A 21,694-nucleotide genomic window follows, 5' to 3' on the forward strand; every position below is an offset into this window, starting at 1 on the left:
GTTGGGCCACATCGTGCTGCCTCCCCCCGCGTGAAAGGCCAACCCCCCGCATGGCCAGACCTCTGCCCACGGCTGTCGCCCTCGCCGCCCTGTCCCTCTCGGCGGGCCTGCTCACCGCCTCCCCCGCACAGGCCGCCACCGGCACCATCACCGGCCTCGCCGGCAAGTGCCTCGACGTCGCCGGCGCCAACTCCGCCGACGGCACGGCCGTCCAGCTCTACGACTGCAACGGGACCTCCGCCCAGCAGTGGACCCGCGGCACCGACGGCACCCTCCGCGCCCTCGGCAAGTGTCTTGACGTGACCGGCAATTCGACCGCCGACGGCGCCAAGCTGCAACTGTGGACCTGTAGCGGCGGCGCCAACCAGCAGTGGACCGTCTCGTCCGCGAACGACATCGTCAATCCGCAGGCGAACAAGTGCATGGACGTCACCGGCAACAGCTCCGCCAACGGCACCCGGATACAGATCTGGACCTGTGCGGGCACCTCCAACCAGAAGTGGACCGCCCCGGCGGCCGACGGCGGTACCACCCCGTCCTCCCCGATGGCCGTGGCGCCGTACCTCTACAACGGCTGGGGCGACCCGCCGAGCCCGACCACGATCACCAACGCGACCGGCGTGAAGTACTACACGCTCGCCTTCGTGCTCAGCAACGGCTACTGCAACCCGCAGTGGGACGGCAGCCGGGCGCTGACCGGCGGGGTCGACCAGAGCACCATCAACACCGTGCGCGCCAACGGCGGTGACGTCATCCCGTCCTTCGGCGGTTACAGCGGCAACAAGCTGGAGAGCTCCTGCTCCAGCGCGAGCGAGCTGGCGGCGGCGTACCAGAAGGTCATCAACGCCTACGGCGGTCTCAAGGCGATCGACATCGACCTGGAGGCCGACGCCTACAGCAACGGGACCGTGCAGCAGCGGGTCGTGGACGCGCTCAAGACGGTGAAGGCCAACAACTCCGGCCTGAAGGTGTACATCACCATCGGCACCGGCCAGAGCGGCCCCGACACCAGCCTGATCAACCGGGCCGCGTCCTCCGGGCTGGCCGTCGACGCCTGGGCCATCATGCCGTTCGACTTCGGCGGCGCGGGACAGAACATGGGCAACCTGACCACCCAGGCGGCCGAGGGGCTCAAGAACGCGCTGAAGAACGCGTACGGCTACAGCGACGACACCGCCTACCGGGACATGGGCATCTCGTCGATGAACGGCATCACCGACAACAGCGAGACCGTCACGGTGGCCGACTTCCGCACCATCCTGGCCTACGCCCAGCAGCACCACCTGGCCCGGCTCACCTTCTGGTCCGCCAACCGCGACCGGCCCTGCACCGGCGGCTCTGCCGACAGCTGCTCCGGCGTGAGCCAGTCCAACTGGGACTACACGCGCGTCTTCGCCGGATACACCGGCTGATCCCGCACTCTTCGCGCTTTTCGGAATTAGGAGAACCCGTGCTTCGCCTTCCCCGGCGCCGCAGACCAACGGCCGCCGCAGCGGTGGCCGTTGTCGCCGCCTCCCTGCTCACCGCGGCGGGCGCCTCCTCGCCCGCGTCCGCCGCCACGCTGCCCACCGGCAACACCACCCTGCTCAACGCGGCCAGCGGCAAGTGCGTGGACGCCAAGGCGGCCGCCACCGCCGACGGCACCGTCGTCCAGCAGTACACCTGCAACAACACCACGGCCCAGCAGTGGAGTTTCACCTCCACCAGCGACGGCTACGTCCGCATCAACAACGGCAACAACGCCAACGAGGTCCTGGACGTCACCGGCGTCTCCACGGCCGACAACGCGCTCGTCCAGATGTGGACCTACGGCGGCGGCACCAACCAGCAGTGGCTGCCGGTCGACGACGGCGGCGGCGCCTACCACTTCGTCAACCGCAACAGCGGCAAGTGCCTCGACGACCCCTCCGCCTCGACCGCCGACAGTGTGCAGTTCGTGCAGTACACCTGCAACGGCACGCAGGCCCAGCGGTTCCAGGTCGTCCCGGTGACCCAGTCGAGCAACCCGGACCTCGGCTCCAACGTGGTCATCTTCGACCCGTCGATGTCCGCGTCGACCATCCAGAGCAAGCTGGACTCGATCTTCCAGGCGCAGCAGACCAACCAGTTCGGCTCCGACCGCTACGCCGTGATGTTCAAGCCCGGCGCCTACAGCGCGGACGTCAACGTCGGCTTCTACACGCAGGTGCTCGGCCTGGGTCTGTCGCCCGACGCGGTCTCCATCAACGGTGCGGTGCACGCCGAGGCCGACTGGTTCTCGGGCAACGCCACCCAGAACTTCTGGCGCGGTGCCGAGAACCTCTCCGTCAACCCGACCAGCGGCAGCGACCGCTGGGCGGTCTCGCAGGCGTCCGCCTACCGCCGGGTGCATCTGCGCGGCAACCTCGCCCTGGACGACGGCGGCTGGTCCAGCGGCGGCCTGATCGCCGACAGCCAGATCAACGGCCAGGTCAACTCCGGTACCCAGCAGCAGTGGCTGACCCGCAACTCGCAGCTCGGCAGCTGGACCGGCTCCAACTGGAACATGGTCTTCGTCGGCAGCACCGGCGTGCCGTCCACCACCTTCCCGAGCCCGCCGGACACCACGGTCGCGCAGAGCCCGACCACCCGTGAGAAGCCGTTCCTGTACGTCGACGGCTCCGGCAACTACCAGGTGTTCGTGCCGTCGACGCGCACCAACACCTCCGGCACCAGCTGGAGTTCCGGCACTGCCGCCGGTTCGTCGCTGTCGCTGGACAGCTTCTACGTCGTGAAGCCGGGCGCCACCGCGTCGCAGATCAACGCGGCTCTCACGGCGGGCAAGAACCTGCTGGTCACCCCGGGTGTCTACCACCTCGACCAGACCCTGCAGATCAACCGCGCCGACACCGTGGTCCTCGGCCTCGGCCTCGCCACCTTCGTCCCGGACAACGGCATCACCGCCATGAAGGTCGCCGACGTCGACGGCGTCAACATCGCGGGCCTGCTCTTCGACGCCGGCACCACCAACTCCTCCACCCTGGTGGAGGTCGGCCCCAGCGGCTCCTCGGCCTCGCACGCGAGCGACCCGACCTCGCTGCACGACGTGTACTTCCGCGTCGGCGGCGCGGGTGTCGGCAAGGCCACCACGAGCCTGGTCGTCAACAGCGACAACGTCATCGGCGACCACATGTGGATCTGGCGTGCCGACCACGGCAGCGGAGTCGGCTGGACCAGCAACACCGCCGACACCGGCCTGGTGGTCAACGGCGACAACGTGACGATGTACGGCCTGTTCGTCGAGCACTTCCAGAAGTACCAGACCATCTGGAACGGCAACGGCGGCAAGACGTACTTCTACCAGAACGAGATGCCGTACGACCCGCCGAACCAGTCCTCGTGGATGAACGGCTCGACCAAGGGCTACGCGGCCTACAAGGTCGCCGACTCGGTCACCAGCCACCAGGCGTACGGCCTCGGCAGCTACTGCTACTTCAGCAGCAACTCGAGCGTCGTCGCCGATCACGCGATCGAGGCGCCGACCAACTCGAACGTCAAGTTCACCAGCATGGTGACGGTCTCCCTCGGCGGCACCGGCACCATCACCCACGTCATCAACAACAGCGGAGGACCGTCGAACTCGTCGACCAACGTCGCGAACCTCAACTCGTATCCGTGACCGTCGCCCGGTGAGCGGTCAGCGGGTGCCCCGGCGGATCTCCGCCGGGGCACCCGCCCTTTGTCACGACGGCGTGTTGTGCCGGGACTGCGGCGTACGCGCCGCGGGCCGGTCCTTCGGCTCCTGCTGGTCCGGTCCCGGCCGGTGGCTGCCGCGCAGTGCGGAGGCCACCGCGGAGACCAGGGCCATGCCGGCGGCCACGCCGAAGACGATGGCCAGGCCGTGGTGGAAGGGACCGGACACCAGCTGCGGGAAGAAGGTGTGCCCGGTCAGCACCGACCGCTGGGCCTTGGTGACATGGTCCAGGACGCCCTCGGAGGCGAGCAGGTGCTCGACGGGGTTGTTGCCGAGGAACGTCGCGAACAGCGTGCTCACCGGTGGCAGCGCCGCGGCGTGCGCGGCGGAGGCGGCCGGAACGCCGTGCGCCACCAGGCCGCTCTTCAGCGTCGCCGGAAGCGAGGAGGCGAGCCCGGACACCATCAGCGAGAAGAAGACGCCGATGGACAGCGCCGTACCGGAGTTCTGGAAGGTCGAGCGCATGCCCGAGGCGACACCCCGGTACTCGGCCGGCACACTGCCCATGATCGACGAGGTGTTGGGCGCCGAGAACATGCCCTGGCCGAGGCCGTTGAGCAGCAGCAGTGCCGCGAACAGCCCGTAGTCGAAGTCGACGGGCAGCGCGAGCAGGCCGAGGAAGGACGCGGTGACGACCACCAGCCCCGCGGTGGAGAAGAACCGGGCGCCGAACCGGTCCGACAGGTACCCGGACACCGGTCCCGCGATCAGGAAGCCCAGCGTCAGCGGGAGCATGAAGATCCCGGCCCACAGCGGGGTGTCCTCGAAGTCGTAGCCGTGCAGCGGCAGCCAGATGCCCTGGAGCCAGATGATGAGCATGAACTGCAGACCGCCGCGCGCGATCGAGGTCAGCAGGGCGGCCACGTTGCCCGCGGCGAACGCCCTGTTCTGGAAGAGCGCCAGGTTGAACATGGGTTCGGCGACCCGCGTCTCGACGACACAGAACGCCAGCAGCAGGGCGGTGCCACCGATCAGGCCGGTCAGCACCCACGGGTTGCCCCAGCCGGTGGCGCTGTCGCCGTAGGGCTGGATCCCGTAGGTGATCCCGGCCAGCAGGATGCCGGCGCCGGCCGCGAAGGTGAGGTTGCCCAGCCAGTCGATCCGCCCGGGCCGGCCCGCCGAGGTCTCCCGCAGGCTCAGGTACGACCAGATCGTGCCGGTGATGCTGATGGGAACGCTCACCCAGAACACGGCACGCCAGTCGACGACGGCGAGCAGACCGCCCGCGAGCAGACCGAGGAACTGGCCCGCGAGCGCGGTGATCTGGTTGATGCCGAGGGCCATGCCGCGCTGCCGGGCCGGGAAGGCGTCGGTGAGGATGGCGGCCGAGTTGGCGGTGAGCATGGACCCGCCGAAGGCCTGCACGATCCGCCACAGGATCAGCCACAGGGCACCGGCCCCGGCGCGGAACGGATCGAGCGACAGCGCGACCGAGGCACACGCGAAGATCAGGAACCCGAGGTTGTAGATCTTCACCCGCCCGAACATGTCGCCGAGCCGCCCGAGCACGACGACCAGCACGGCGGACACCAGCAGATAGCCGAGGATCATCCAGAGCAGGTAGCCGATGTTGCCCGGCGCGAGCGGATCGAGCCCGATGCCGCGGAAGATCGCCGGCAGCGAGATGATCACGATCGACGCGTCCATCGTGGCGATCAGCACGCCGAGCGTGGTGTTCGAGAGCGCGACCCACTTGTAGCCCGGCCCGGGTGGACTGTCCTTGTGGCGGGCCGAGCGCAGGGCTGCGGACCACCCGTGCCCGCTCACAGCCGCTCCGCCAGCCGGTCGAGGAGCGGCAGGGCCGCCCCGAGCATCGCGCGCTCCTGGTCGGAGAACGTGTCGAGGACGGCGGCGAGCCGCTGCACCGACTCGGAGCGCCGCTCGGCGAGCACGGCCCGTCCCTCGTCGGTGACGGCCAGGATGCTCCGCCGTCCGTCCGCGGCATCGGGAGTACGGCGGACCAGACCGCGCTGTTCGAGCTGGGCCAGGGTGCTCGCCATGGCCTGGGGTCGTACCCGCTCCATCTCGGCGAGGGAGGTCGGGGAGTCCGGGCCCTCGGCCGCGAGCCGCGCAAGGACGGACACCCCCGAAAGGGACAGATCCCCCACGGCGTGCCCCTGCCGCAGCCGCCGCGTCACCCGGCCCACCGCGAGCCGGAGATCGGACGCGAGCCGGGCGGCGTCGCTCAGATCGCGTATACCGCCGCCATCGGCGGCCATGTCTGTCTTCACATGTACTAACACTAGGTTTATCAGTCTGGACTGCTCAACCTTTCATTAGTAAATATGGCGGACCGGTCCCCTTGCTACGTGGCGATCGGCACGAGCGGCAACCGGTTCAAGAACGCCCCGGTCGTCGGCGCGTTCCTCAGAACCATCGTCGAACGCACCGAGAGCGGAGTGGATCATGACACCTGGAGAGGACTCCCTGGGCGTCCCTGTCTCAGAGCCGCTGGATCACGGGCGCGTCGGTGCGGTCCCTGATGTCCCGAGCGGTCACGCCCGGTGCGCATTCCACCAGCACCAGGCCGTCCGGTACGACGTCGAGGACGCCGAGGTCGGTGATGACGCGGTGGACGCACCGCTCGCCCGTGAGCGGGAGGGAGCACTCCTTGACGATCTTCGGCGTACCGTCCTTGGCGGTGTGTTCCATCAGGACGATGACGCGGCGGGCGCCGTGGACGAGGTCCATGGCGCCGCCCATGCCCTTGACCATCTTGCCGGGGATCATCCAGTTGGCCAGGTCGCCGCCGGCCGACACCTGCATGGCGCCGAGGACGGCCGTGTCGATGTGGCCGCCGCGGATCATGCCGAAGGAGAGCGCGGAATCGAAGAAGGAGGCGCCCGGCAGTACGGTGACGGTCTCCTTGCCCGCGTTGATCAGGTCGGCGTCGACCTGGTCCTCGTACGGATAGGGGCCGGTGCCCAGGATGCCGTTCTCCGAGTGCAGGACGACGTGCACGTCAGGCGGGAGGTGGCTGGGGACGAGGGTCGGCAGGCCGATGCCGAGGTTGACGTAGGAACCGTCGGTGAGTTCGGCGGCGGCGCGGGCCGCCATCTGGTCGCGGGTCCAGCCCAGTTGGCCATGCATGGCGGCACTCACGCTCGTACCGTCCTCTTCTCGATGTGCTTGTCGGCTGCCTGGGCCGAGGTGAGGGGCACGACCCGCTGGACGAAGATGCCCGGCAGATGCACCTCGTCGGGGTGCAACCCGCCCGGTTCCACGAGCTCTTCGACCTCGGCGACGGTGACACGTCCGGCCATCGCGGCGAGCGGGTTGAAGTTGGCGGCGGACCTGCGGAAGACCAGGTTCCCGTGGCGGTCGCCGCGCCAGGCCCGTACGAGCGCGTAGTCGGTGGTGATGCCGAGCTCCAGGACGTGGGTGCGACCGTGGAAGTCGCGGGTCTCCTTGGCCGGGGACGCGACGGCCACCGACCCGTCCGGCGCATACCGCCACGGCAGACCGCCCTTGGCGACCTGTGTGCCGACGCCGGCGGGGGTGTAGAAGGCGGAGACACCCGCGCCGCCGGCCCGCAGCCGCTCGGCCAGCGTGCCCTGCGGCACCAGCTCCACCTCCAGTTCGCCCGACAGGTACTGCCGGGCGAACTCCTTGTTCTCGCCCACGTAGCTGCCCGTGACACGGGCGATCCGGCCGTCGGCCAGCAGGACTCCCAACCCGCGCCCGTCCACACCGCAGTTGTTCGACACGACCTCCAGACGGGTGGCGCCCTGGCCGTGCAGGGCCCGGATGAGTACGTCGGGGATGCCGCTGAGACCGAAGCCGCCGACGGCGAGCGATGCGCCGTCGGGAATGTCGGAGACCGCCTCTTCGGCGCTCGCGCGGACCTTGTCCATGGGAGGAGGGCCTTTCTGTGGTGCGTTGTTGCTGGGTCAGGGACCCGTACGTAGGGCGTCCGAGATCGACTTGGCACCGCCGTGCGCGGTGAGGCCGCCGTCGACCGGGATCTCCGCCCCGGTGATGAAGGAGGACTCGTCGGACAGCAGGAACACCACGAGCGGGGTGACGTCGTCGACGGTCCCGGTGCGGCCGAGCGGTGTCTCACGGACGTTGGCCTCGCGGAACGAGGGCGCGGCGGAGGCGGTCATCTCCGTCTCGACGAAGCCGGGGTGGACGGTGTTCACGCGGATGCCGCGGGGGCCGAGTTCCATCGCGGCGGTCTTCGACAGGCCGCGCAGTGCCCATGTGCTCGCCGTGTACGCGACCGGGTAGTGGGCGGTCGGCGCCGCCGATGAACCGACGTCGACGATCGAGGCCCCGGCGCGCGTCAACGGCAGCAGGTACTGGATGCCCAGCAGCGGACCGGTGACGTTGACCGCGTGGACCCGCGCCATGTCCTCGGGCCGTACGTCGTCGACGCGGGCGCGCCGGGTGACGCCCGCGTTGTCGACCAGGCCGTGCACCTGCCCGTAGGCGTCGCGCAGTTCGGCGGCGAGCCCTGCCCATTCCTTCTCGCCGGTCACGGCCGCTCCCGCGGGCGGCGCCGGGCGACCGGTACCGGCACGGGATCGGGGCCGGGCACCACGGTGTTGGAGACACTGCCGATGCCCTCGACGGTGAGGGTGACCGTGTCCCCGGGCTTCAGCGGCGCGGGGTCCTGACGACCGCGGACGCCCCACAGCTCCGCCAGGCAGCCGCCGTTGCCGCAGGTGCCCGAACCGAGGACATCACCGGGACGTACCCAGGTGCCCCGCGAGGCGTAGGCGGTCATCTCCTCGAAGGTCCAGCTCATGTTGGACAGCAGGTCCTCGCCGATCACCTCGCCGTTGATCTCCGCGGTCAGCGCCAGGCGCAGGAGCCCGTCCGCGTCCCGGTACTTGTCCAGTTCGTCGGCGGTGACCAGGTAGGGGCCCAGCGTGCCGGCGGTGTCCTTGCCCTTGCACGGGCCGAGGCCCACCTTCATCTCGGCGGACTGGAGGTCGCGTGCGGACCAGTCGTTGAAGATCGTGTAGCCGACGATGTGGTCGCGGGCCTGCTCGGGGGTGAGGTCGCGGCCCTCCTTCCCGATCACGGCGGCGACTTCGAGCTCGAAGTCGAGCACCCTCGACCCCGGAGGCATGGGGATGTCGTCGTGCGGGCCGTACACCGCGTAGGGATTGGTGAAGTAGAACGTCGGGGCGGCGTACCACCGCTCGGGTACACCGGCGGCCCCGTCCACGGACCGTCGTACGCCCTCGACGTGCTCCTCGAAGGTGACGAAGTCCCGCACGGTGGCCGGTTGGAGCGGAGGCAGCAGGGTGACGTCGGAGACGTGCGGACCGGCCGGGACGTCGAGCATCCGGGAGCCCGCGTCGAGCAGCTCGGGCAGGCCGCCTCCGTCGGCGAGCAGGCCGGTCAGCGAGCTGACGCCGGGCAGGGGACAGAGGTGGCCGTCCTCTTCGACGACGGCCACCTGGCGTCGATGGCGGTGTTCGTACGTGGCGAAGCGCATGGGAGGGGTCCTGTCGACGGGAGGACGGGGAGGCCGGGGGGCGGTGCGGGATCAGACCGGCGGGGCGACGAACACGCCGCGGTCCACGTCGTTGAAGGACTCCTTGGTGACCAGTTCGTTCATGGGGTTGGCGGTGCCCCACTGGTCGGTGACCTCGGGCTTCGAGAAGTCGTACACGTGCGGGTGCCAGGTGTCCTCGTCGAGGAGTTCCAGTTCGGTCGTGTACTCGACGGTGTTGCCGTGCGGGTCGAGGAAGTAGGTGAAGGTGTTGTCGCCCGCCATGTGCCGGCCCGGTCCCCAGATCTTCCGGAACCCGGCGCGGATCACCCGGCCGGAACCGCGCAGGTACTCGTCGATACCGCGCATCTCGAAGGAGACGTGGTGCAGGGAGGTGTACGGGCCCTTCGCGATGGCCATGGAGTGGTGCTGGTTGCTGATCCGCATGAAGTGCATGACGTCGCCGATGTGCGGGTGGCCGAGCGTGTCGGACAGGCGGAAGCCCAGGTGGGTCTCGTACCACTCCCGAGTCCTGTCGAGGTCCGGCGAGTTGAGGACGACGTGCGAGAGCTTGACCGGGATCGACTCCTTCTCCTCGATCCTGCGGTGCTGTCGGACCTCGACGTCGGCGGAGACCTCGATGGTGCGGCCGTCCACGTCGAAGAACCGGAAACCGTAGCCGCCGCCGGGGGTGTCGACCTTGCCCGGCCGGGACACCAACCGAACGCCCCCGGCGAGGAGTCGCTCGGCGAGCGTGTCGACGTCGGCCGCCGACCCGGCGCCGTAGGAGACGAGGTCGAGGCGCTTCTCGTCGGCCTCGCGCAGTCGTACGACGTACTGCTCGGGGCTGCCCTCGGCGGCCAGGAAGGAGATCCCGGAGTCCTCGGCCACCTTGGTCAGGCCCCAGACGCCGGCGTAGAAGTCGAGCTGCTTCTCGTAGTCGGGCACGGCGAGGTCGACGTGCCGGAGATGGGTGAGCAGGCGGTCGCTCATGGAGGTCCTTCTCAGGAGAGGTTGAGCAGGGCGGCGGCGTTGCCGCCCCGCACCGCGTGGAAGTCGTCGTCGGGCAGGTCCGCCGCGCGCAGGGCGGTGAGCGGGTCCTCGGTGCCCATGTCGAAGGGGAAGTCGGAGCCGAGCAGGACCCGTCCGGGTCCGGCGGCCCGGATCAGCTGCCGGAGCCCCGACGCATCGTGGACGAGGGAGTCGAAGTACAGCTGCCCCAGGTAGCTGCTCGGCTCCCGGGCGCAGCTCCGCGCGTCGGGACGGACCCGCCAGGCGTGGTCGCAGCGGCCGAGGTGGGTGGGCAGATAGCCGCCGCCGTGTGCCGCGATCAGCTTCAGGCCGGGGTGGCGGTCCAGGATGCCGGAGAAGACGATGTGGGAGAGGGCGACGGCGTTCTCGGTGGGCTGGCCGACGGTGTTGGACAGGTACCACTGGTCCAGTCGCTCGTCGAGGGTGCAGCCGAAAGGGTGCAGGAAGACCAGGGCGCCGGTCTCCTCGGCCCGGGACCAGAAGGGCTCGTACGCGGGATCCGACAGCTCGCGGCCGGGGGCGTGCGAGGAGATCTCCACGCCTCTCAGCCCCTGGTCCAGCGCGTGGTCGAGCAACTCCACGGTGAGGTCGGGGTATTGAAGGGGAACCAGACCGAGCCCGTGCAGCCGGTCGGGGGCCTTCGCACAGTGCGCAGCGGTCCCCTCGTTGGCCAACCGGCATACCCGTGAGGCCAGTTGGGAGCCGGCCCAGTAGTGGTAGTGCGACGGGGACGGGCTGACCAGCTGGACGTCCACGCCCTGCGCGTCCATCGCGGCCAGCCGTACGGCGGCCTCCGTCAGCCGCGGCACGCGTGCCCCGACCATCGGGCCGTTCACGGCCAGGGCCGCCGGGCCGTTGCGGCGGGCGTCGAGCTCCCGGGCCTCGGCGAGGCCGGGCTGACCGGCGACGGCCTCCTCGACCTCCGGGAGCAGGAGGTGGGCGTGGACGTCGATCGTCGGCGCGGCCGATGCGGTGGCGGTCACGGGCGCTCCTTGAGAAGGTTCATGGTGCGGCCGACCAGCCCGGCCATGTCCGCGTCGCGCACGCCGTCCAGCTGCCACTGGCCGATCTGCACGGATGCCTCGACGACGGTGCGCACCCGGGGGATACGGCGGTCGTGGTAGGCCTGGAACAGTTCGCCGTCCCAGTCCCGTCCGGCGCCGAGCAGTTCGGCGAGGACGAGGGCGTCCTCCAGGGACATCGCCGCGCCCTGGGCCAGGGTGGGCGGGCAGCAGTGGGCGGCGTCGCCGATGAGCACGACCCGGCCCCGGTGCCAGGAGCCCTCGACCAGCAGGCGGTCGAACCAGGTGTAGTTGACCTTCTTCGGGTCGGTGATGTGAGCGGTGATCTCCGGCCAGGCGCCGCCGTAACCCCGCGCCAGACGGCGCATCTCGTCGGCGTAGGCGGCCGGGTCGATGGCGGCGCGGTCGCGGCACGCCTCGACGACATAGGCGTAGACGGTGCTTTCGCTGGTGGGGCAGTAGCCGGCGATGTAGGCGGGGCCGCCGTAGGCGAGGTCGGTGCGTGTCACGCTCTGGGGCCGTGGGGCGGCGACGCGCCAGATGGCCATGCCGGTGGGCTCGGGCTTGTCGGTGACGCCGATCGCGGCACGGGTGGCCGAGTTGAGGCCGTCGGCGGCGATCACCAGGTCGTAGCGGCCGGTCGTGCCGTCGCTGAAGCGCACCGAGACACCCTCGGCGTCCTGGTCCAGGATCTCGGCGGTGGTGCCGAGGCGTATGCCGGCGCCGGAGGCCCGGACCGCGTCGATGAGGATCCGCTGCAGCCGAGGGCGCTGCATGCCGAGGGTGGCGGGCAGGTCCTCCCCGCCGGTCCGGATGTCCTCGGCGACGAACAGGACGGTGCCGTCGGGCGCGGTCACGCCGAGCGAGCCGAAGGCGTATCCCGAGGCCCGCACCTGGTCCCACACGCCCAGTTCGCGCAGCACCCGCAGGGCGTTGCCCTGGAGGGTGATGCCGGAGCCGGTGGCGGCGTTCCAGTCGGGTCTGGCCTCGATCAGGTCGACGGGGATACCGGAGCGGCGCAGCAGGACGGTGACCGCGCTGCCGGAGGCGCCTCCGCCGATGACCAGGACGGTGGGGGTCCTCCCGGCCGAAGGCCGGGTGAGAGTGCGGCTGTCAGCCATGTCGGGGGTACCTCCCGGGGTTGGGCCGCGCGGCTTCGGGCGGCTGGGGTGCGGCTCGCCCGATGGGAGCGCGGGCCGGAGGCGGGGACGGGGGTGCGGCGGATACACCGGTGCTGTCCGGGGAAGGCGCATCCGGTGGCCGAACGGGCCCGTTGAGCGGGCTACTTGACGGCGATCGGGTTGACGGGGGAGCCGACGGCCCCGGTGATGGGCAGCGGCGCCGCGGTCAGCCAGAACTCGTACACGCCGTCGGCCGCGCAGTCGGCGGCGAGCGTGTCGAGGTCCCACATCTCGCCGATGAGCAGGCCCATGTTGGGGATGGCGACCTGGTGGAGCGGCTGGAAGGCGTGCTCGAACTCGTTGGGCCGCACCTCGAAGCCCCAGGTGTCGGTGGCGAGCGCGGCGATCTCGGTGCGGTGCAGCCAGCCGGCCGTGGTGAAGGACAGCCCCGGCGAGGCACCGCCCGCGTACTCGCCCCAGCCCTCGCGTCGGGCGCGGGCGAGCCGCCCGGTGCGCACGGCGACGATGTCACCGCGTCCGACGGTCACGCCGTGGGCCTCGGCGGTCGCGGTCAGGTGCTCCTCGGTGATGGCGAAACCGTCCGGCAACTCACCGTCCGCTCCGATGACGTGGCCGACGTCGAGGAGCACCCCGCGTCCGGCGACGTACGGTGCCATGTGCTCGATGCCGGTGACGAGGTCGCCGTCGGAGGTCACCGTGGTGGCGGCGTCCCGGCCGTTCCACGCCTTGCCGTGGTCGAAGATGTGGCCGAGCCCGTCCCACTGGGTGGAGCACTGCAGGGGCATCGCGATCACGTCGTCGGCGCCGCCGATGCCGTGCGGGAAGCCCTGGTTGCCGAGGGCGGCGTCGGTGCCGGTGTCCAGCATGGTGTGCACGGGGTTGGTCCGGCGCCGCCAGCCCTGCTGCGGCCCCTCCATGTCGAACCGCTGCGACAGGGAGAAGCTCACCCCGCGCCGGACGAGCGAAGCGCCCTCGCGCCGCTTGGCCTCGTCGAGGAAGTTGAGGGTGCCGAGCACGTCGTCCTCGCCCCAACGTCCCCAGTTGGAGTACGCCTTGGCGGCCTCGGCGATCGCGCCCTCGGGGTCGTCCCGGTTCACTCGGACTCCTCGACGCATCGGGTTCGCTGCACGCCCAGGCCGGTGATGGAACCCTCCATCACGTCACCGTCGCGCAGCAGCCGCCCCCAGTGGATGCCGTTTCCGGCCGGGCTGCCCGTCAGGACCAGGTCGCCCGGCAGGAGCCGGGCCGTCTGCGAGATGTACGACACCAGGCGGGCGATCCCGAAGAGCATGTCCTTGGTGGACTCGTCCTGCATCGTCTCGCCGTTGAGCGTCAGGGTGACCCGCAGATCGCCAGGGTCGGCGACGGACCCGGCCGGGACGAGCCACGGACCCAGCGGGGTGAAGCCCGGTGCGTTCTTACAGCGCAGCCAGTCGGTGCCGATGGCCTTCATGTCCCGGCGGAACACCGTCGCCCGGTCGGTGAGGTCGTTGGCGATGGTGTACCCGGCGACCTGCTCCAGTGCCTCCCCGACGGACACCCGATGCGTCGGCTTGGCGATGACGGCCGCCAACTCCAGCTCCCAGTCCGGTTGTTCGGCCCAGGAGGGGAGCACGACGTCGTCGTAGGGGCCGGCCACGGTGCTCGGCAGCCCGACGAACACGTACGGCAGGTCCTCGGCGGCCCGCCGGTCCATGACGGCGGCGATCTCGGCACGCGCCTCCTCGACCGTACGCGGGTCGTCGGGGGAGCGGTGGGCGACCTCCAGGTCGATCACGTGCTGCCGGTAGTTGGCGCCGGACTGGAAGATCTGCCGGGGCTGAAGCGGGGCGTGCACCCGCAGGCCCTCCAGGGGCTGCCAGTCAAGGGCGTCCTCGTCCGCCAGGGAGTGCAGGACGGGGAGGGTCTCCTCCCAGCGCTCCAGCACGGCCCGCACCTCGGACGGCGCCCAGGCGAGGGCTCTGCGGAGGTCGAGCACGCGGCCCTTCGCCAGGAGGCCGGGGAACGGCTCCCCGGCCGCAGGTGAGAACGTGCCGAGCGCGAACGGGCCGGCAGGTTGCGCGAGTGTTGCCATCAGATGTCCTCCTGCTGGGATGCGGTCTACTCTGACCTCGATCGACCGATCAGGGAAATCAATCCTGTGGATGCGGCACATCCATGCGGTGGATGTCTTCCGTTGGTGTTAGGTGGTGCCTGGTGAACCTGTCCCGACTCGACCTCAACCTGGTCCTGGCCCTGCGCGCGCTGCTGGAGGAGCGCAACGTCACCCGGGCCGGCGAGCGGGTCGGGCTGAGTCAGCCCGCGATGAGCGCGGCGCTGTCCCGGCTGCGCCGCCATTTCGACGACGAACTGCTCGCCCGCACCGGCAACACCTACGAACTGACGCCGCTCGGCGCCGCCCTGCGGGATCGCAGCGCGACCGCGTGCGATCTGCTGGAGCGGGTCTTCGCCAGCCAGGCCGACTTCGATCCGGCGGAGGAGAGCCGTGAGTTCACGCTGCTCGCCTCCGACTACGGGGCGGCCGTGTTCGGTGCCGCCCTCGCGCGTGCCCTGCACCGGGAGGCGCCCGGCATCCGGCTCACCTTCCAGCACTCGACGCCGGTGGCGGTGGAGAACACCGCCACCGTGCTGAGCACCGTCGACGGTCTGCTGCTGCCGCACGGCATCATCGACGGCTTCCCGGCCGTCGACCTCCACCAGGACCGCTGGCTCTGCATGGTCGCCGACGACCACCCGGACGTCGGCGACGAACTCACCCTCGACCAGCTGGCCCGCCTGCCCTGGGCCGTCTACCAGCGTCCCTACGACGCCCCGGCCGCCCGCCAACTCAGCATGATCGGCATCAGCCCCCGGGTGGAGGTCTCCGTGCAGACCTTCCAGCTGCTGCCCCACATGGTCGAGGGCACCCGCCGGGTGGCGATGATCCAGGAGCGCCTGGCGCGCGGAGCGGTCCGCTCCGCCGCGGTGCGTGTCCTGCCCTGCCCCTTCGAGGCGGTGCCGGTGCAGGAGGCGATGTGGTGGCACCCGGTGCACACCCAGGACGCGGCCCACATCTGGCTGCGCCGGAAGGCCGCGGAGGTGGGCACGGCGCTCACAGCATCTCCCTGAGGGGCGCGGGGAACTGCGCGACCAGCCACAGCCGAGCCGCAGTCGCGTCTGCCACTGATGGTGCATCGGCGGGTGCGCTTGTTGCGTGGCTGGTCGCGCGGTTCCCCGCGCCCCTGGGGGGCTCAGACCAGTTGCTCCGGCAGCGGCCGGGGATCCGCGGCGCCCACCCGGCGGCGGACCGCCCACAGCCCCGCTGCGACCATCGCGGCGGCCAGCCCCAGCGCGCCCACCGCACTCGCGAGGCTGCCGACCGCGGCCTCCCCGGCGAGCAGCACCAGCGGACAGACGAACTCGCCGCCGAAGAAGGCGGCCATCCACAGCCCCGTGCCGCGACCTCGGTCCTCGAACGCCAGGCGGGACATCGCGCTCGTGAGGAGGGCGGGCAGCAGCATGCCGGTGCCCACACAGTTGATCACCGCACCGACGACCAGCAGGGGAGCGCTTCCTGCGAGGAACATCACGCCGAAACCGAGGGCGCAGACCCCGAGAGCGGTGGGCAGCATCGGATCGGGAGAGCGCTTGAGGCGGGCGAAGGCGATCGCCCCTCCCACGGTCGCCGCACTGGCGATCGCGGTGGCCAGACCGATCACGCCGGAGTTCTCCACCCCGAGGTCGTCGAGCAGGTACGACATCTCGACCGGGACGGTGTAGAAGACCATCGCCCCGAAGAAGGTGAGGGCGCAGATGCCTCCCGACTGCCGCCAGGGGAACGGGCGTCGCGCCTCGGTGACCGGGGCCTCGGTGACCGTCGCCTCCGTCGCCGGGCTGGGCAGGGAAGAGGCCATCAACGGGGCGAGCACCAGGCTCACCGCATACACCCAGAAGGGCACCCGCCAGCCCGCCGAACCGGCGGCGCCGCCGAGGACGAAGAAGACGGTGGCCGACGCGGAGGCGCACATGGTCTGCAGGGCGAGGTACTTCACCCGCCGGCGGCCGGAGTAGTAGTCGCCGATCAGGGTGGTACAGCACGTCATGATCGCGGCCTCGGCGACCCCGACCAGGGCACGGCTCGCGATGATGGCGCCCAGCGAGTCCAGCCAGAGCGGGGCGGTGCCGAACACGGCGTACAGCAGGGTCGGCACGATCAACAGGCGCTTGCGCCCCAGCCGGTCCACGAACACCCCGGCGAACGGGGCCAGCAGCGCCAGCGCCAGCGCCGGAACGGTCAGCGCGAGCGGTACCAGGGCCTTGGCTCCCGGCACCGAGGCGAAATGGTCCTGCATCTTCGGCAGCACCGGGGCGATCAGCACCGCACCCAGGATCGGCAGACAACTGCCCGCCATCAGCAGGGTCACACGGAGCACATGGGCCGGGCCCGAGGCGGCCACTGGTGACTTGGGAGTGGCGTCGACCGCTGCGGTGGGGGACGACGGTGGAACGGAACCGGGCATGGCGACTCCAGGGACGGTGTACGGGAGCGGGCATGCCTTTCACGGACGCCTGTGGCGCACAGCATGCTGCGGACGGCCGGCACGTCGGCGGTTGGTCCGGACAGCGGCGTGCGGGTAGGGACGACTATGGGCTGTGGGAGGGCCGCTCGCCATCCTCGGCGCGATCCGAATCGTGTATCCGGCTCATCCAGGCTGTGGATGAGCCGGATACACCAGCCGCGGCCGGCGGGACGGGCTCCTGTTTGAATTTTCAAGCGGAGTCGGTCATGCTGTTGTTTGATTCATCAAACACATCTCTCCGGGGCCTTCCCCGTCATGCCTCCTTGGAGTCGCCATGCCTATTGCCGCAGACGCCGTTGCCGTCCGCCGTGGCCCGCTCGTCGTAGTGGGAGGTGTTGTCGCCGCGACAGCGGTGGCCTCCATAGCGGACACAGTGATCGCTCTCCTCGCCCTGGCCGCGGGCGCGTCCGACGACTTCCGGCCGCTGAAGGCGTCCTCGTACATCTTCCTGACAGTGGTCGGGGTAGTGGCTGGTGCCGTCGGCTGGGCCATCGTGCGCAACATGTCGAAGGACCCCGAGGCGTTGCTGCGGTGGCTGTTGCCGACTCTCGTCGTGGTGTCCTTCGTACCCGACTTCCTGCTCCTCGGTGACGGCGGGGCGATCGGCGTCGTGGCTCTCCTCCTGATGCACGTGGCGGTCGCGGCGGTGGCGGTGCTCACCTACCGCAAGGTCATGCCCCTGCCGTAGGGGACGGGCGGTGACAGGAGCGGCGGGTGCAGGCCACGAAACTCTGCCTGCCGGATACGTAGTCGCCGAATGCCATGCAGTCAGGCTGTGGTCAGGCGATGTCGCGCTGCCACGGCAGGCGCCGGCACTTGTCGTGGCCGTAGCACCGGTCGGCCGTGCATCGACGGCTCACCCACTGGTCCAAGGCCCGGGTGCGGGCCGCACTGCACCGGGCGGTGCGGGACCGGCTAGGTGCGAACTGTGAGCTGGTCCGGGCCTCACAGCCTTCGAGTCCGACGCACGCGAGTGTAAGGTGCGTTCCGCCCTTGACCTGCAGAAAGCCGGCAGGGAGCCGAACCCTTGGAGCACTCGATGCTGCGCACCATGTTCAAGTCCAAGATCCACCGGGCCACCGTCACCCAGGCCGACCTGCACTATGTGGGATCGGTGACCATCGACGCCGACCTCCTCGACGCCGCCGACCTGCTCCCCGGCGAGCTGGTCCACATCGTCGACATCACCAACGGCGCCCGGCTGGAGACGTACGTCATCGAGGGCGAGCGGGGCTCCGGGGTCGTCGGGATCAACGGGGCGGCCGCCCATCTCGTCCACCCCGGGGACCTGGTGATCATCATCAGCTACGCTCAGGTCACCGACGCCGAGGCGCGTACGCTTCGGCCGCGGGTCGTGCACGTCGACCACGACAACCGGGTCGTGGCCCTCGGCGCCGACCCGTCCGAGCCGGTACCGGGCTCGGACCAGGAGCGCAGCCCGCAGGCCGTATCGGCCTGACCGACGGACCAGGAGGGCGACATGAGCGACATCGAGATCCGCGACGACCGGGCGGCAGGCCGTCTGGAGGCGGTCGCCGGCGACGAAGTCGTCGGCCACATCGAGTATTTCGTCCTGGAGTCGCCCTCCCGGGCCTTCGTGCCGGTCCACACCATCGTGGAACCCGAGCACGAGGGGAAGGGCATCGCGGGCTCCCTCGCCCGCGAGCTGTACGCGATCTCCGAGCGCGAGAAGACCCCGGTGGCCCCGCTCTGCCCGTACGTCGTCGTGTGGGCCGAGCGCCACCCCGACGTGGCACCGACGCCGGACCCCGAGCTGCTGCGCGCGGCGAAGGAATGGCTGGTCGCCCACCCCGGCCGGTTCTGAGCGCCGGCTCGTGCTCGCGCTCCTCCACACCTCGCCCCTCCACGTCCCCGTCTTCGACGCCCTGCGCGACGAGCATCACCCGGGCCTGGAGCTACGCCACTCCGTGGCCCCGGACCTGCTGTCCCGGGCCCGCCGGGAGGGCCCCGAAGCGGTGACCGAGGACGTCACCGCAGCCCTCCGGCAGGCGGCGGCACACGGCGTTCGGGCCGTGCTCTGCACCTGCTCGACGATCGGCGAGGTGGCGGAGCGGGCGGCCGCCGAGGTCGGAGTGCCGATCATCCGCGGCGACCGGCCGATGGCGGCCGGGGCCGTGGCGGCGGGCCCCCGCATCGCAGTACTCGCGACGGTCGAGAGCACCCTGCCGCCCACCCTGGCCCTGCTGGACGACGAGGCCAGCCGCGCGGACCGCCCGATCCACGCCCGCGCCGAGGTCGTACCGGACGCCTGGACCCGCTTCGAGGCCGGCGACATCGAAGGTTGCGCGCTCTTGGTGGCGGCAGCAGCGGACGCCGTGACCGATGCCGACGTGATCGTCCTGGCCCAGGCCTCCATGACCTCGGCCGCGAAATTCACCACCACGACGGTCCCGATCCTGTCCAGCCCACGCCCGGGCCTGGCGGCGGGCGCGGCGGCGGTCGACTGGGGGAGTGCGCGAGCGCCGGTCGGGTAAATGGGGCAATAGACCCCCAGAGGTGACATCGAGCCACTGGCCGGAGGACACCATGACAAACCCAAGCCCCGACCCCGTACCGACCCCCCACCCTCCGGACCCCTACCCCAGCCCGGTCCCCACCCCCGAACCATCCCCGGCCCCCGCCCCAACCCCACCACCCCCGCCCCCACCACCGCCCACCCCAATCCCCCCAGGCCCAGACCCCACCCCCAGCCCAGAACCGGGCCCACCCCTGACCTGACCACCACACCCAACCACCAACCCCAGGGCCACGGAAACCCCCGCAAACCCCACCGCCGAGCCCACACCCGACGCACAATCCCAGCCCACCCCGGGGGCGCGGGGAACTGCGCGAAACCCACGACGCACCCGCACCCGACGCACAAGCCCAGCCCACCCCAGGGGCGCGGGGAACTGCGCGAAATCCCACGTCGAGCCTGCACTCGACGCACAATCCCAGCCCACCCCAGGGGCGCGGGGAACTGCGCAAAACCGCAGCGCACCCGCACCCCACAACGGCCGGCCCTACGCCGTGGCCTCCGAGCGGTCCCCGCCCCACAGCGTGTGGAACGCCCCCTCCCGGTCCACCCTCCGGTACGTGTGCGCCCCGAAGAAGTCCCGCTGCCCCTGCGTGAGCGCCGCAGGCAACCGCTCGGCCCGCAGCGCGTCGTAGTACGCCAGCGCCGCCGAGAAGCCGGGCACGGCAACCCCTTCCCGCGTCGCCGCGATGATCACCTCACGCCAGTCGTCCTGCGCCTCCGCGATCTCCCGCGCGAACGTCTCGTCCGACAGCAGGCTCGGCAGGTCCGCCCGCGCGTCGTACGCCGCACGGATCCGGTCCAGGAACGCCGCCCGGATGATGCAGCCGCCCCGCCAGATCGAGGACACCGCCCCGAGGTCGATGTCCCAGTCGTACTCGTCGCTGCCCGCCTGGATCTCGTGGAAGCCCTGCGTGTACGACACGATCTTCGACGCGTACAGCGCCTGCTCCACCCGGTCCGCGAACGCCGCCGCCTCCGCCTCGGACAGCGCCGTCGGCTTCGGACCGGCGAGCCCGCGCGAGGCGGCCCGAAGGTCGGCGTGTCCGGACAGCGAGCGCGCGAACACCGCCTCGGCGATACCCGACACCGGCACGCCCAGGTCGAGGGCGATCTGGACCGTCCAGCGGCCGGTGCCCTTCTGCTCGGCCTGGTCCACGACCACGTCCACGAACGGCTTGCCGGTCGCGGCGTCCACGTGCGCCAGCACCTCCGCCGTGATCTCGATCAGGTACGAGTCCAGCCGGCCCGTGTTCCACGTACGGAAGATGTCCGCGATCTGCGCGGGGGAGTACCCGGCGACATCGCGCAGCAACTGGTACGCCTCGCCGATCAACTGCATGTCGGCGTACTCGATGCCGTTGTGCACCATCTTCACGAAGTGCCCGGCCCCGTCGGGCCCGACATGCGTCACGCACGGCGCGCCGTCCGCCGCCTTCGCCGAGATCTTCTCCAGCATCGGGCCCAGCGAGTCGTAAGACTCCTTCGGCCCGCCCGGCATGATGCTCGGCCCGTGCAGCGCGCCCTCCTCGCCGCCGGACACGCCCATGCCCACGAAGTGGATGCCCTGTTCGCGCAGTGCCGCCTCGCGGCGCCGGGTGTCCGCGAAGTGCGCGTTGCCGCCGTCGATGATCATGTCGCCGGGCTCCAGGAGCGGTGCGAACTCCTCGATCACCGCGTCCGTAGGACCGCCCGCCTTGACCATGATGACCAGTCGGCGTGGCCGCTCCAACGCCTCGACGAACTCCTTGGCGGTCTCGGCCGCGATGAAGTCGCCCTCGTCCCCGAAGTTCTCCACCAGCTCGCGTGTCTTCGACACCGTGCGGTTGTGCAACGCCACCGTGTAGCCGTTGCGCGCGAAGTTCCGGGCGAGGTTGCGGCCCATGACCGCGAGACCCGTGACGCCGATCTGCGCCGAAGTGCTCATACCGCCTGCTCCTCAAGAATCAAGTCGATCCCGTAGAACGTGCAAGGGATGCTGCCGCCGCTCATGCCCGCCAGTATTGCCCAAAGGCCATCCTGACCCGCCGTCCGACCGGCCGCACATGCAGATACGGATCACACGGGCCCAACGGCTCAGTAACCTCGTGAAACGCTTCCCGTGGGTGCCGTGGGACCGGTGGGACTGACGGAACGTCAACGTGCGTCCGTCCCGCATCCCTTCGGAACACCTTCGCGTCGCGACGGCCGTGCCCCGAGGGGCAAGAGGCGGCTGATTGCCGTCTTGTCATGGCCTGTTCGGGCC

At 70.6% G+C, this 21,694-nt stretch carries 20 protein-coding genes; 7 read left to right on the forward strand and 13 right to left on the reverse strand.

All coding sequences use genetic code 11. From position 1 onward, the window contains the following. Positions 1 to 50: 50 nt before the first annotated feature. Both ACFWPS_RS28255 and ACFWPS_RS28260 read left to right on the forward strand, forming a co-directional pair. Positions 51 to 1,412, forward strand: coding sequence for a lectin (locus tag ACFWPS_RS28255; RefSeq protein ID WP_383709451.1), 1,362 nt, complete (start codon positions 51 to 53; stop codon positions 1,410 to 1,412). Between the two features lie 38 nt (positions 1,413 to 1,450). Next, the gene (locus tag ACFWPS_RS28260; RefSeq protein WP_383709454.1) at positions 1,451 to 3,637 is read left to right on the forward strand and encodes an RICIN domain-containing protein; all 2,187 of its coding nucleotides are present in this window, start codon (positions 1,451 to 1,453) and stop codon (positions 3,635 to 3,637) included. 63 nt (positions 3,638 to 3,700) lie between these two features. Here ACFWPS_RS28260 and ACFWPS_RS28265 read toward each other — a convergent pair whose 3' ends face one another. The 11 genes from ACFWPS_RS28265 to ACFWPS_RS28315 form a co-directional block, all read right to left on the reverse strand. Further along, positions 3,701 to 5,359: an MFS transporter gene (locus ACFWPS_RS28265; protein WP_383709510.1), complete on the reverse strand. Its 1,659-nt coding sequence runs from the start codon at positions 5,357 to 5,359 to the stop codon at positions 3,701 to 3,703. A 116-nt stretch (positions 5,360 to 5,475) separates the two neighbouring features. Beyond that, positions 5,476 to 5,931, reverse strand: a complete 456-nt coding sequence (locus tag ACFWPS_RS28270) for a MarR family winged helix-turn-helix transcriptional regulator (protein WP_383709456.1) — start codon at positions 5,929 to 5,931, stop codon at positions 5,476 to 5,478. 223 nt (positions 5,932 to 6,154) lie between these two features. After that, complete coding sequence (locus ACFWPS_RS28275; RefSeq protein ID WP_383709512.1) at positions 6,155 to 6,790, reverse strand: CoA transferase subunit B; 636 nt, start codon at positions 6,788 to 6,790, stop codon at positions 6,155 to 6,157. A 20-nt stretch (positions 6,791 to 6,810) separates the two neighbouring features. After that, a complete protein-coding gene (locus ACFWPS_RS28280) occupies positions 6,811 to 7,566 on the reverse strand; it encodes a CoA transferase subunit A (RefSeq protein ID WP_383709459.1) in 756 nt (251 codons plus the stop codon). Positions 7,567 to 7,602: 36 nt separating this feature from the next. Continuing rightward, entirely contained in the window at positions 7,603 to 8,193 is a 591-nt protein-coding gene (locus tag ACFWPS_RS28285) for an SDR family NAD(P)-dependent oxidoreductase (protein WP_383709462.1), read from the reverse strand. Then, complete coding sequence (locus tag ACFWPS_RS28290) at positions 8,190 to 9,161, reverse strand: fumarylacetoacetate hydrolase family protein (protein ID WP_383709464.1); 972 nt, start codon at positions 9,159 to 9,161, stop codon at positions 8,190 to 8,192. Before ACFWPS_RS28290 ends, ACFWPS_RS28285 begins: the two co-directional genes overlap by 4 nt. Positions 9,162 to 9,212: 51 nt before the next feature. Next, positions 9,213 to 10,151 (reverse strand): VOC family protein, encoded by a 939-nt coding sequence (locus ACFWPS_RS28295; RefSeq protein WP_383709467.1) that lies wholly within the window; start codon positions 10,149 to 10,151, stop codon positions 9,213 to 9,215. Between the two features lie 11 nt (positions 10,152 to 10,162). Then, the gene (locus ACFWPS_RS28300) at positions 10,163 to 11,173 is read right to left on the reverse strand and encodes an amidohydrolase family protein (RefSeq protein WP_383709470.1); all 1,011 of its coding nucleotides are present in this window, start codon (positions 11,171 to 11,173) and stop codon (positions 10,163 to 10,165) included. Further along, positions 11,170 to 12,333, reverse strand: coding sequence for an FAD-dependent oxidoreductase (locus ACFWPS_RS28305; RefSeq protein ID WP_383709472.1), 1,164 nt, complete (start codon positions 12,331 to 12,333; stop codon positions 11,170 to 11,172). The genes ACFWPS_RS28300 and ACFWPS_RS28305 overlap by 4 nt, the downstream gene beginning before the upstream one ends. Positions 12,334 to 12,494: 161 nt before the next feature. Beyond that, positions 12,495 to 13,451, reverse strand: a complete 957-nt coding sequence (locus tag ACFWPS_RS28310; protein WP_383709475.1) for a cyclase family protein — start codon at positions 13,449 to 13,451, stop codon at positions 12,495 to 12,497. Further along, positions 13,448 to 14,428, reverse strand: a complete 981-nt coding sequence (locus tag ACFWPS_RS28315; protein WP_383709478.1) for a fumarylacetoacetate hydrolase family protein — start codon at positions 14,426 to 14,428, stop codon at positions 13,448 to 13,450. Before ACFWPS_RS28315 ends, ACFWPS_RS28310 begins: the two co-directional genes overlap by 4 nt. Positions 14,429 to 14,550: 122 nt before the next feature. Here ACFWPS_RS28315 and ACFWPS_RS28320 point away from each other — a divergent pair, with 122 nt between their 5' ends. Further along, positions 14,551 to 15,462 carry a LysR family transcriptional regulator gene (locus ACFWPS_RS28320; RefSeq protein ID WP_383709481.1) on the forward strand — a complete coding sequence of 304 codons (912 nt, stop codon included), beginning with the start codon at positions 14,551 to 14,553 and terminating at the stop codon, positions 15,460 to 15,462. A gap of 122 nt (positions 15,463 to 15,584) precedes the next feature. On the opposite strand, the gene ACFWPS_RS28325 is transcribed toward ACFWPS_RS28320, so the two are convergent. Beyond that, entirely contained in the window at positions 15,585 to 16,853 is a 1,269-nt protein-coding gene (locus tag ACFWPS_RS28325; RefSeq protein WP_383709484.1) for an MFS transporter, read from the reverse strand. A 334-nt stretch (positions 16,854 to 17,187) separates the two neighbouring features. On the opposite strand from ACFWPS_RS28325, the gene ACFWPS_RS28330 reads away from it, so the two are divergent. The 4 genes from ACFWPS_RS28330 to ACFWPS_RS28345 all read left to right on the forward strand — a co-directional run bounded on the left by ACFWPS_RS28330 (position 17,188) and on the right by ACFWPS_RS28345 (position 19,408). Then, positions 17,188 to 17,601, forward strand: coding sequence for a DUF6069 family protein (locus tag ACFWPS_RS28330; RefSeq protein ID WP_383709486.1), 414 nt, complete (start codon positions 17,188 to 17,190; stop codon positions 17,599 to 17,601). Positions 17,602 to 17,952: 351 nt separating this feature from the next. Beyond that, positions 17,953 to 18,372, forward strand: a complete 420-nt coding sequence (panD, locus tag ACFWPS_RS28335) for an aspartate 1-decarboxylase (RefSeq protein ID WP_362602480.1) — start codon at positions 17,953 to 17,955, stop codon at positions 18,370 to 18,372. Positions 18,373 to 18,393: 21 nt separating this feature from the next. Next, a complete protein-coding gene (locus tag ACFWPS_RS28340) occupies positions 18,394 to 18,738 on the forward strand; it encodes a GNAT family N-acetyltransferase (protein ID WP_383709489.1) in 345 nt (114 codons plus the stop codon). A gap of 10 nt (positions 18,739 to 18,748) precedes the next feature. Then, complete coding sequence (locus ACFWPS_RS28345; RefSeq protein WP_383709491.1) at positions 18,749 to 19,408, forward strand: aspartate/glutamate racemase family protein; 660 nt, start codon at positions 18,749 to 18,751, stop codon at positions 19,406 to 19,408. A gap of 528 nt (positions 19,409 to 19,936) precedes the next feature. Here ACFWPS_RS28345 and gndA read toward each other — a convergent pair. Then, positions 19,937 to 21,376, reverse strand: a complete 1,440-nt coding sequence (gene gndA / locus ACFWPS_RS28350) for an NADP-dependent phosphogluconate dehydrogenase (protein ID WP_383709493.1) — start codon at positions 21,374 to 21,376, stop codon at positions 19,937 to 19,939. Positions 21,377 to 21,694 lie beyond the last annotated feature (318 nt).

The organism is Streptomyces sp. NPDC058457 (assembly GCF_042720695.1).
In the GTDB taxonomy this organism is placed as follows: Bacteria; Actinomycetota; Actinomycetes; order Streptomycetales; family Streptomycetaceae; genus Streptomyces.

What these genes read in the sequence shown, in the direction of transcription:
- ACFWPS_RS28255 (WP_383709451.1), top strand. Translation starts at nt 51, where the DNA reads ATGGCCAGACCTCTGCCCACGGCTGTCGCCCTCGCCGCCCTGTCCCTC.
- ACFWPS_RS28265 (WP_383709510.1), bottom strand. Translation starts at nt 5,359, where the DNA reads ATGGACGCGTCGATCGTGATCATCTCGCTGCCGGCGATCTTCCGCGGC.
- ACFWPS_RS28270 (WP_383709456.1), bottom strand. Translation starts at nt 5,931, where the DNA reads ATGGCCGCCGATGGCGGCGGTATACGCGATCTGAGCGACGCCGCCCGG.
- ACFWPS_RS28280 (WP_383709459.1), bottom strand. Translation starts at nt 7,566, where the DNA reads ATGGACAAGGTCCGCGCGAGCGCCGAAGAGGCGGTCTCCGACATTCCC.
- ACFWPS_RS28290 (WP_383709464.1), bottom strand. Translation starts at nt 9,161, where the DNA reads ATGCGCTTCGCCACGTACGAACACCGCCATCGACGCCAGGTGGCCGTC.
- ACFWPS_RS28295 (WP_383709467.1), bottom strand. Translation starts at nt 10,151, where the DNA reads ATGAGCGACCGCCTGCTCACCCATCTCCGGCACGTCGACCTCGCCGTG.
- ACFWPS_RS28305 (WP_383709472.1), bottom strand. Translation starts at nt 12,333, where the DNA reads ATGGCTGACAGCCGCACTCTCACCCGGCCTTCGGCCGGGAGGACCCCC.
- ACFWPS_RS28315 (WP_383709478.1), bottom strand. Translation starts at nt 14,428, where the DNA reads ATGGCAACACTCGCGCAACCTGCCGGCCCGTTCGCGCTCGGCACGTTC.
- ACFWPS_RS28325 (WP_383709484.1), bottom strand. Translation starts at nt 16,853, where the DNA reads ATGCCCGGTTCCGTTCCACCGTCGTCCCCCACCGCAGCGGTCGACGCC.
- ACFWPS_RS28330 (WP_383709486.1), top strand. Translation starts at nt 17,188, where the DNA reads ATGCCTATTGCCGCAGACGCCGTTGCCGTCCGCCGTGGCCCGCTCGTC.
- panD (WP_362602480.1), top strand. Translation starts at nt 17,953, where the DNA reads ATGCTGCGCACCATGTTCAAGTCCAAGATCCACCGGGCCACCGTCACC.
- ACFWPS_RS28340 (WP_383709489.1), top strand. Translation starts at nt 18,394, where the DNA reads ATGAGCGACATCGAGATCCGCGACGACCGGGCGGCAGGCCGTCTGGAG.
- gndA (WP_383709493.1), bottom strand. Translation starts at nt 21,376, where the DNA reads ATGAGCACTTCGGCGCAGATCGGCGTCACGGGTCTCGCGGTCATGGGC.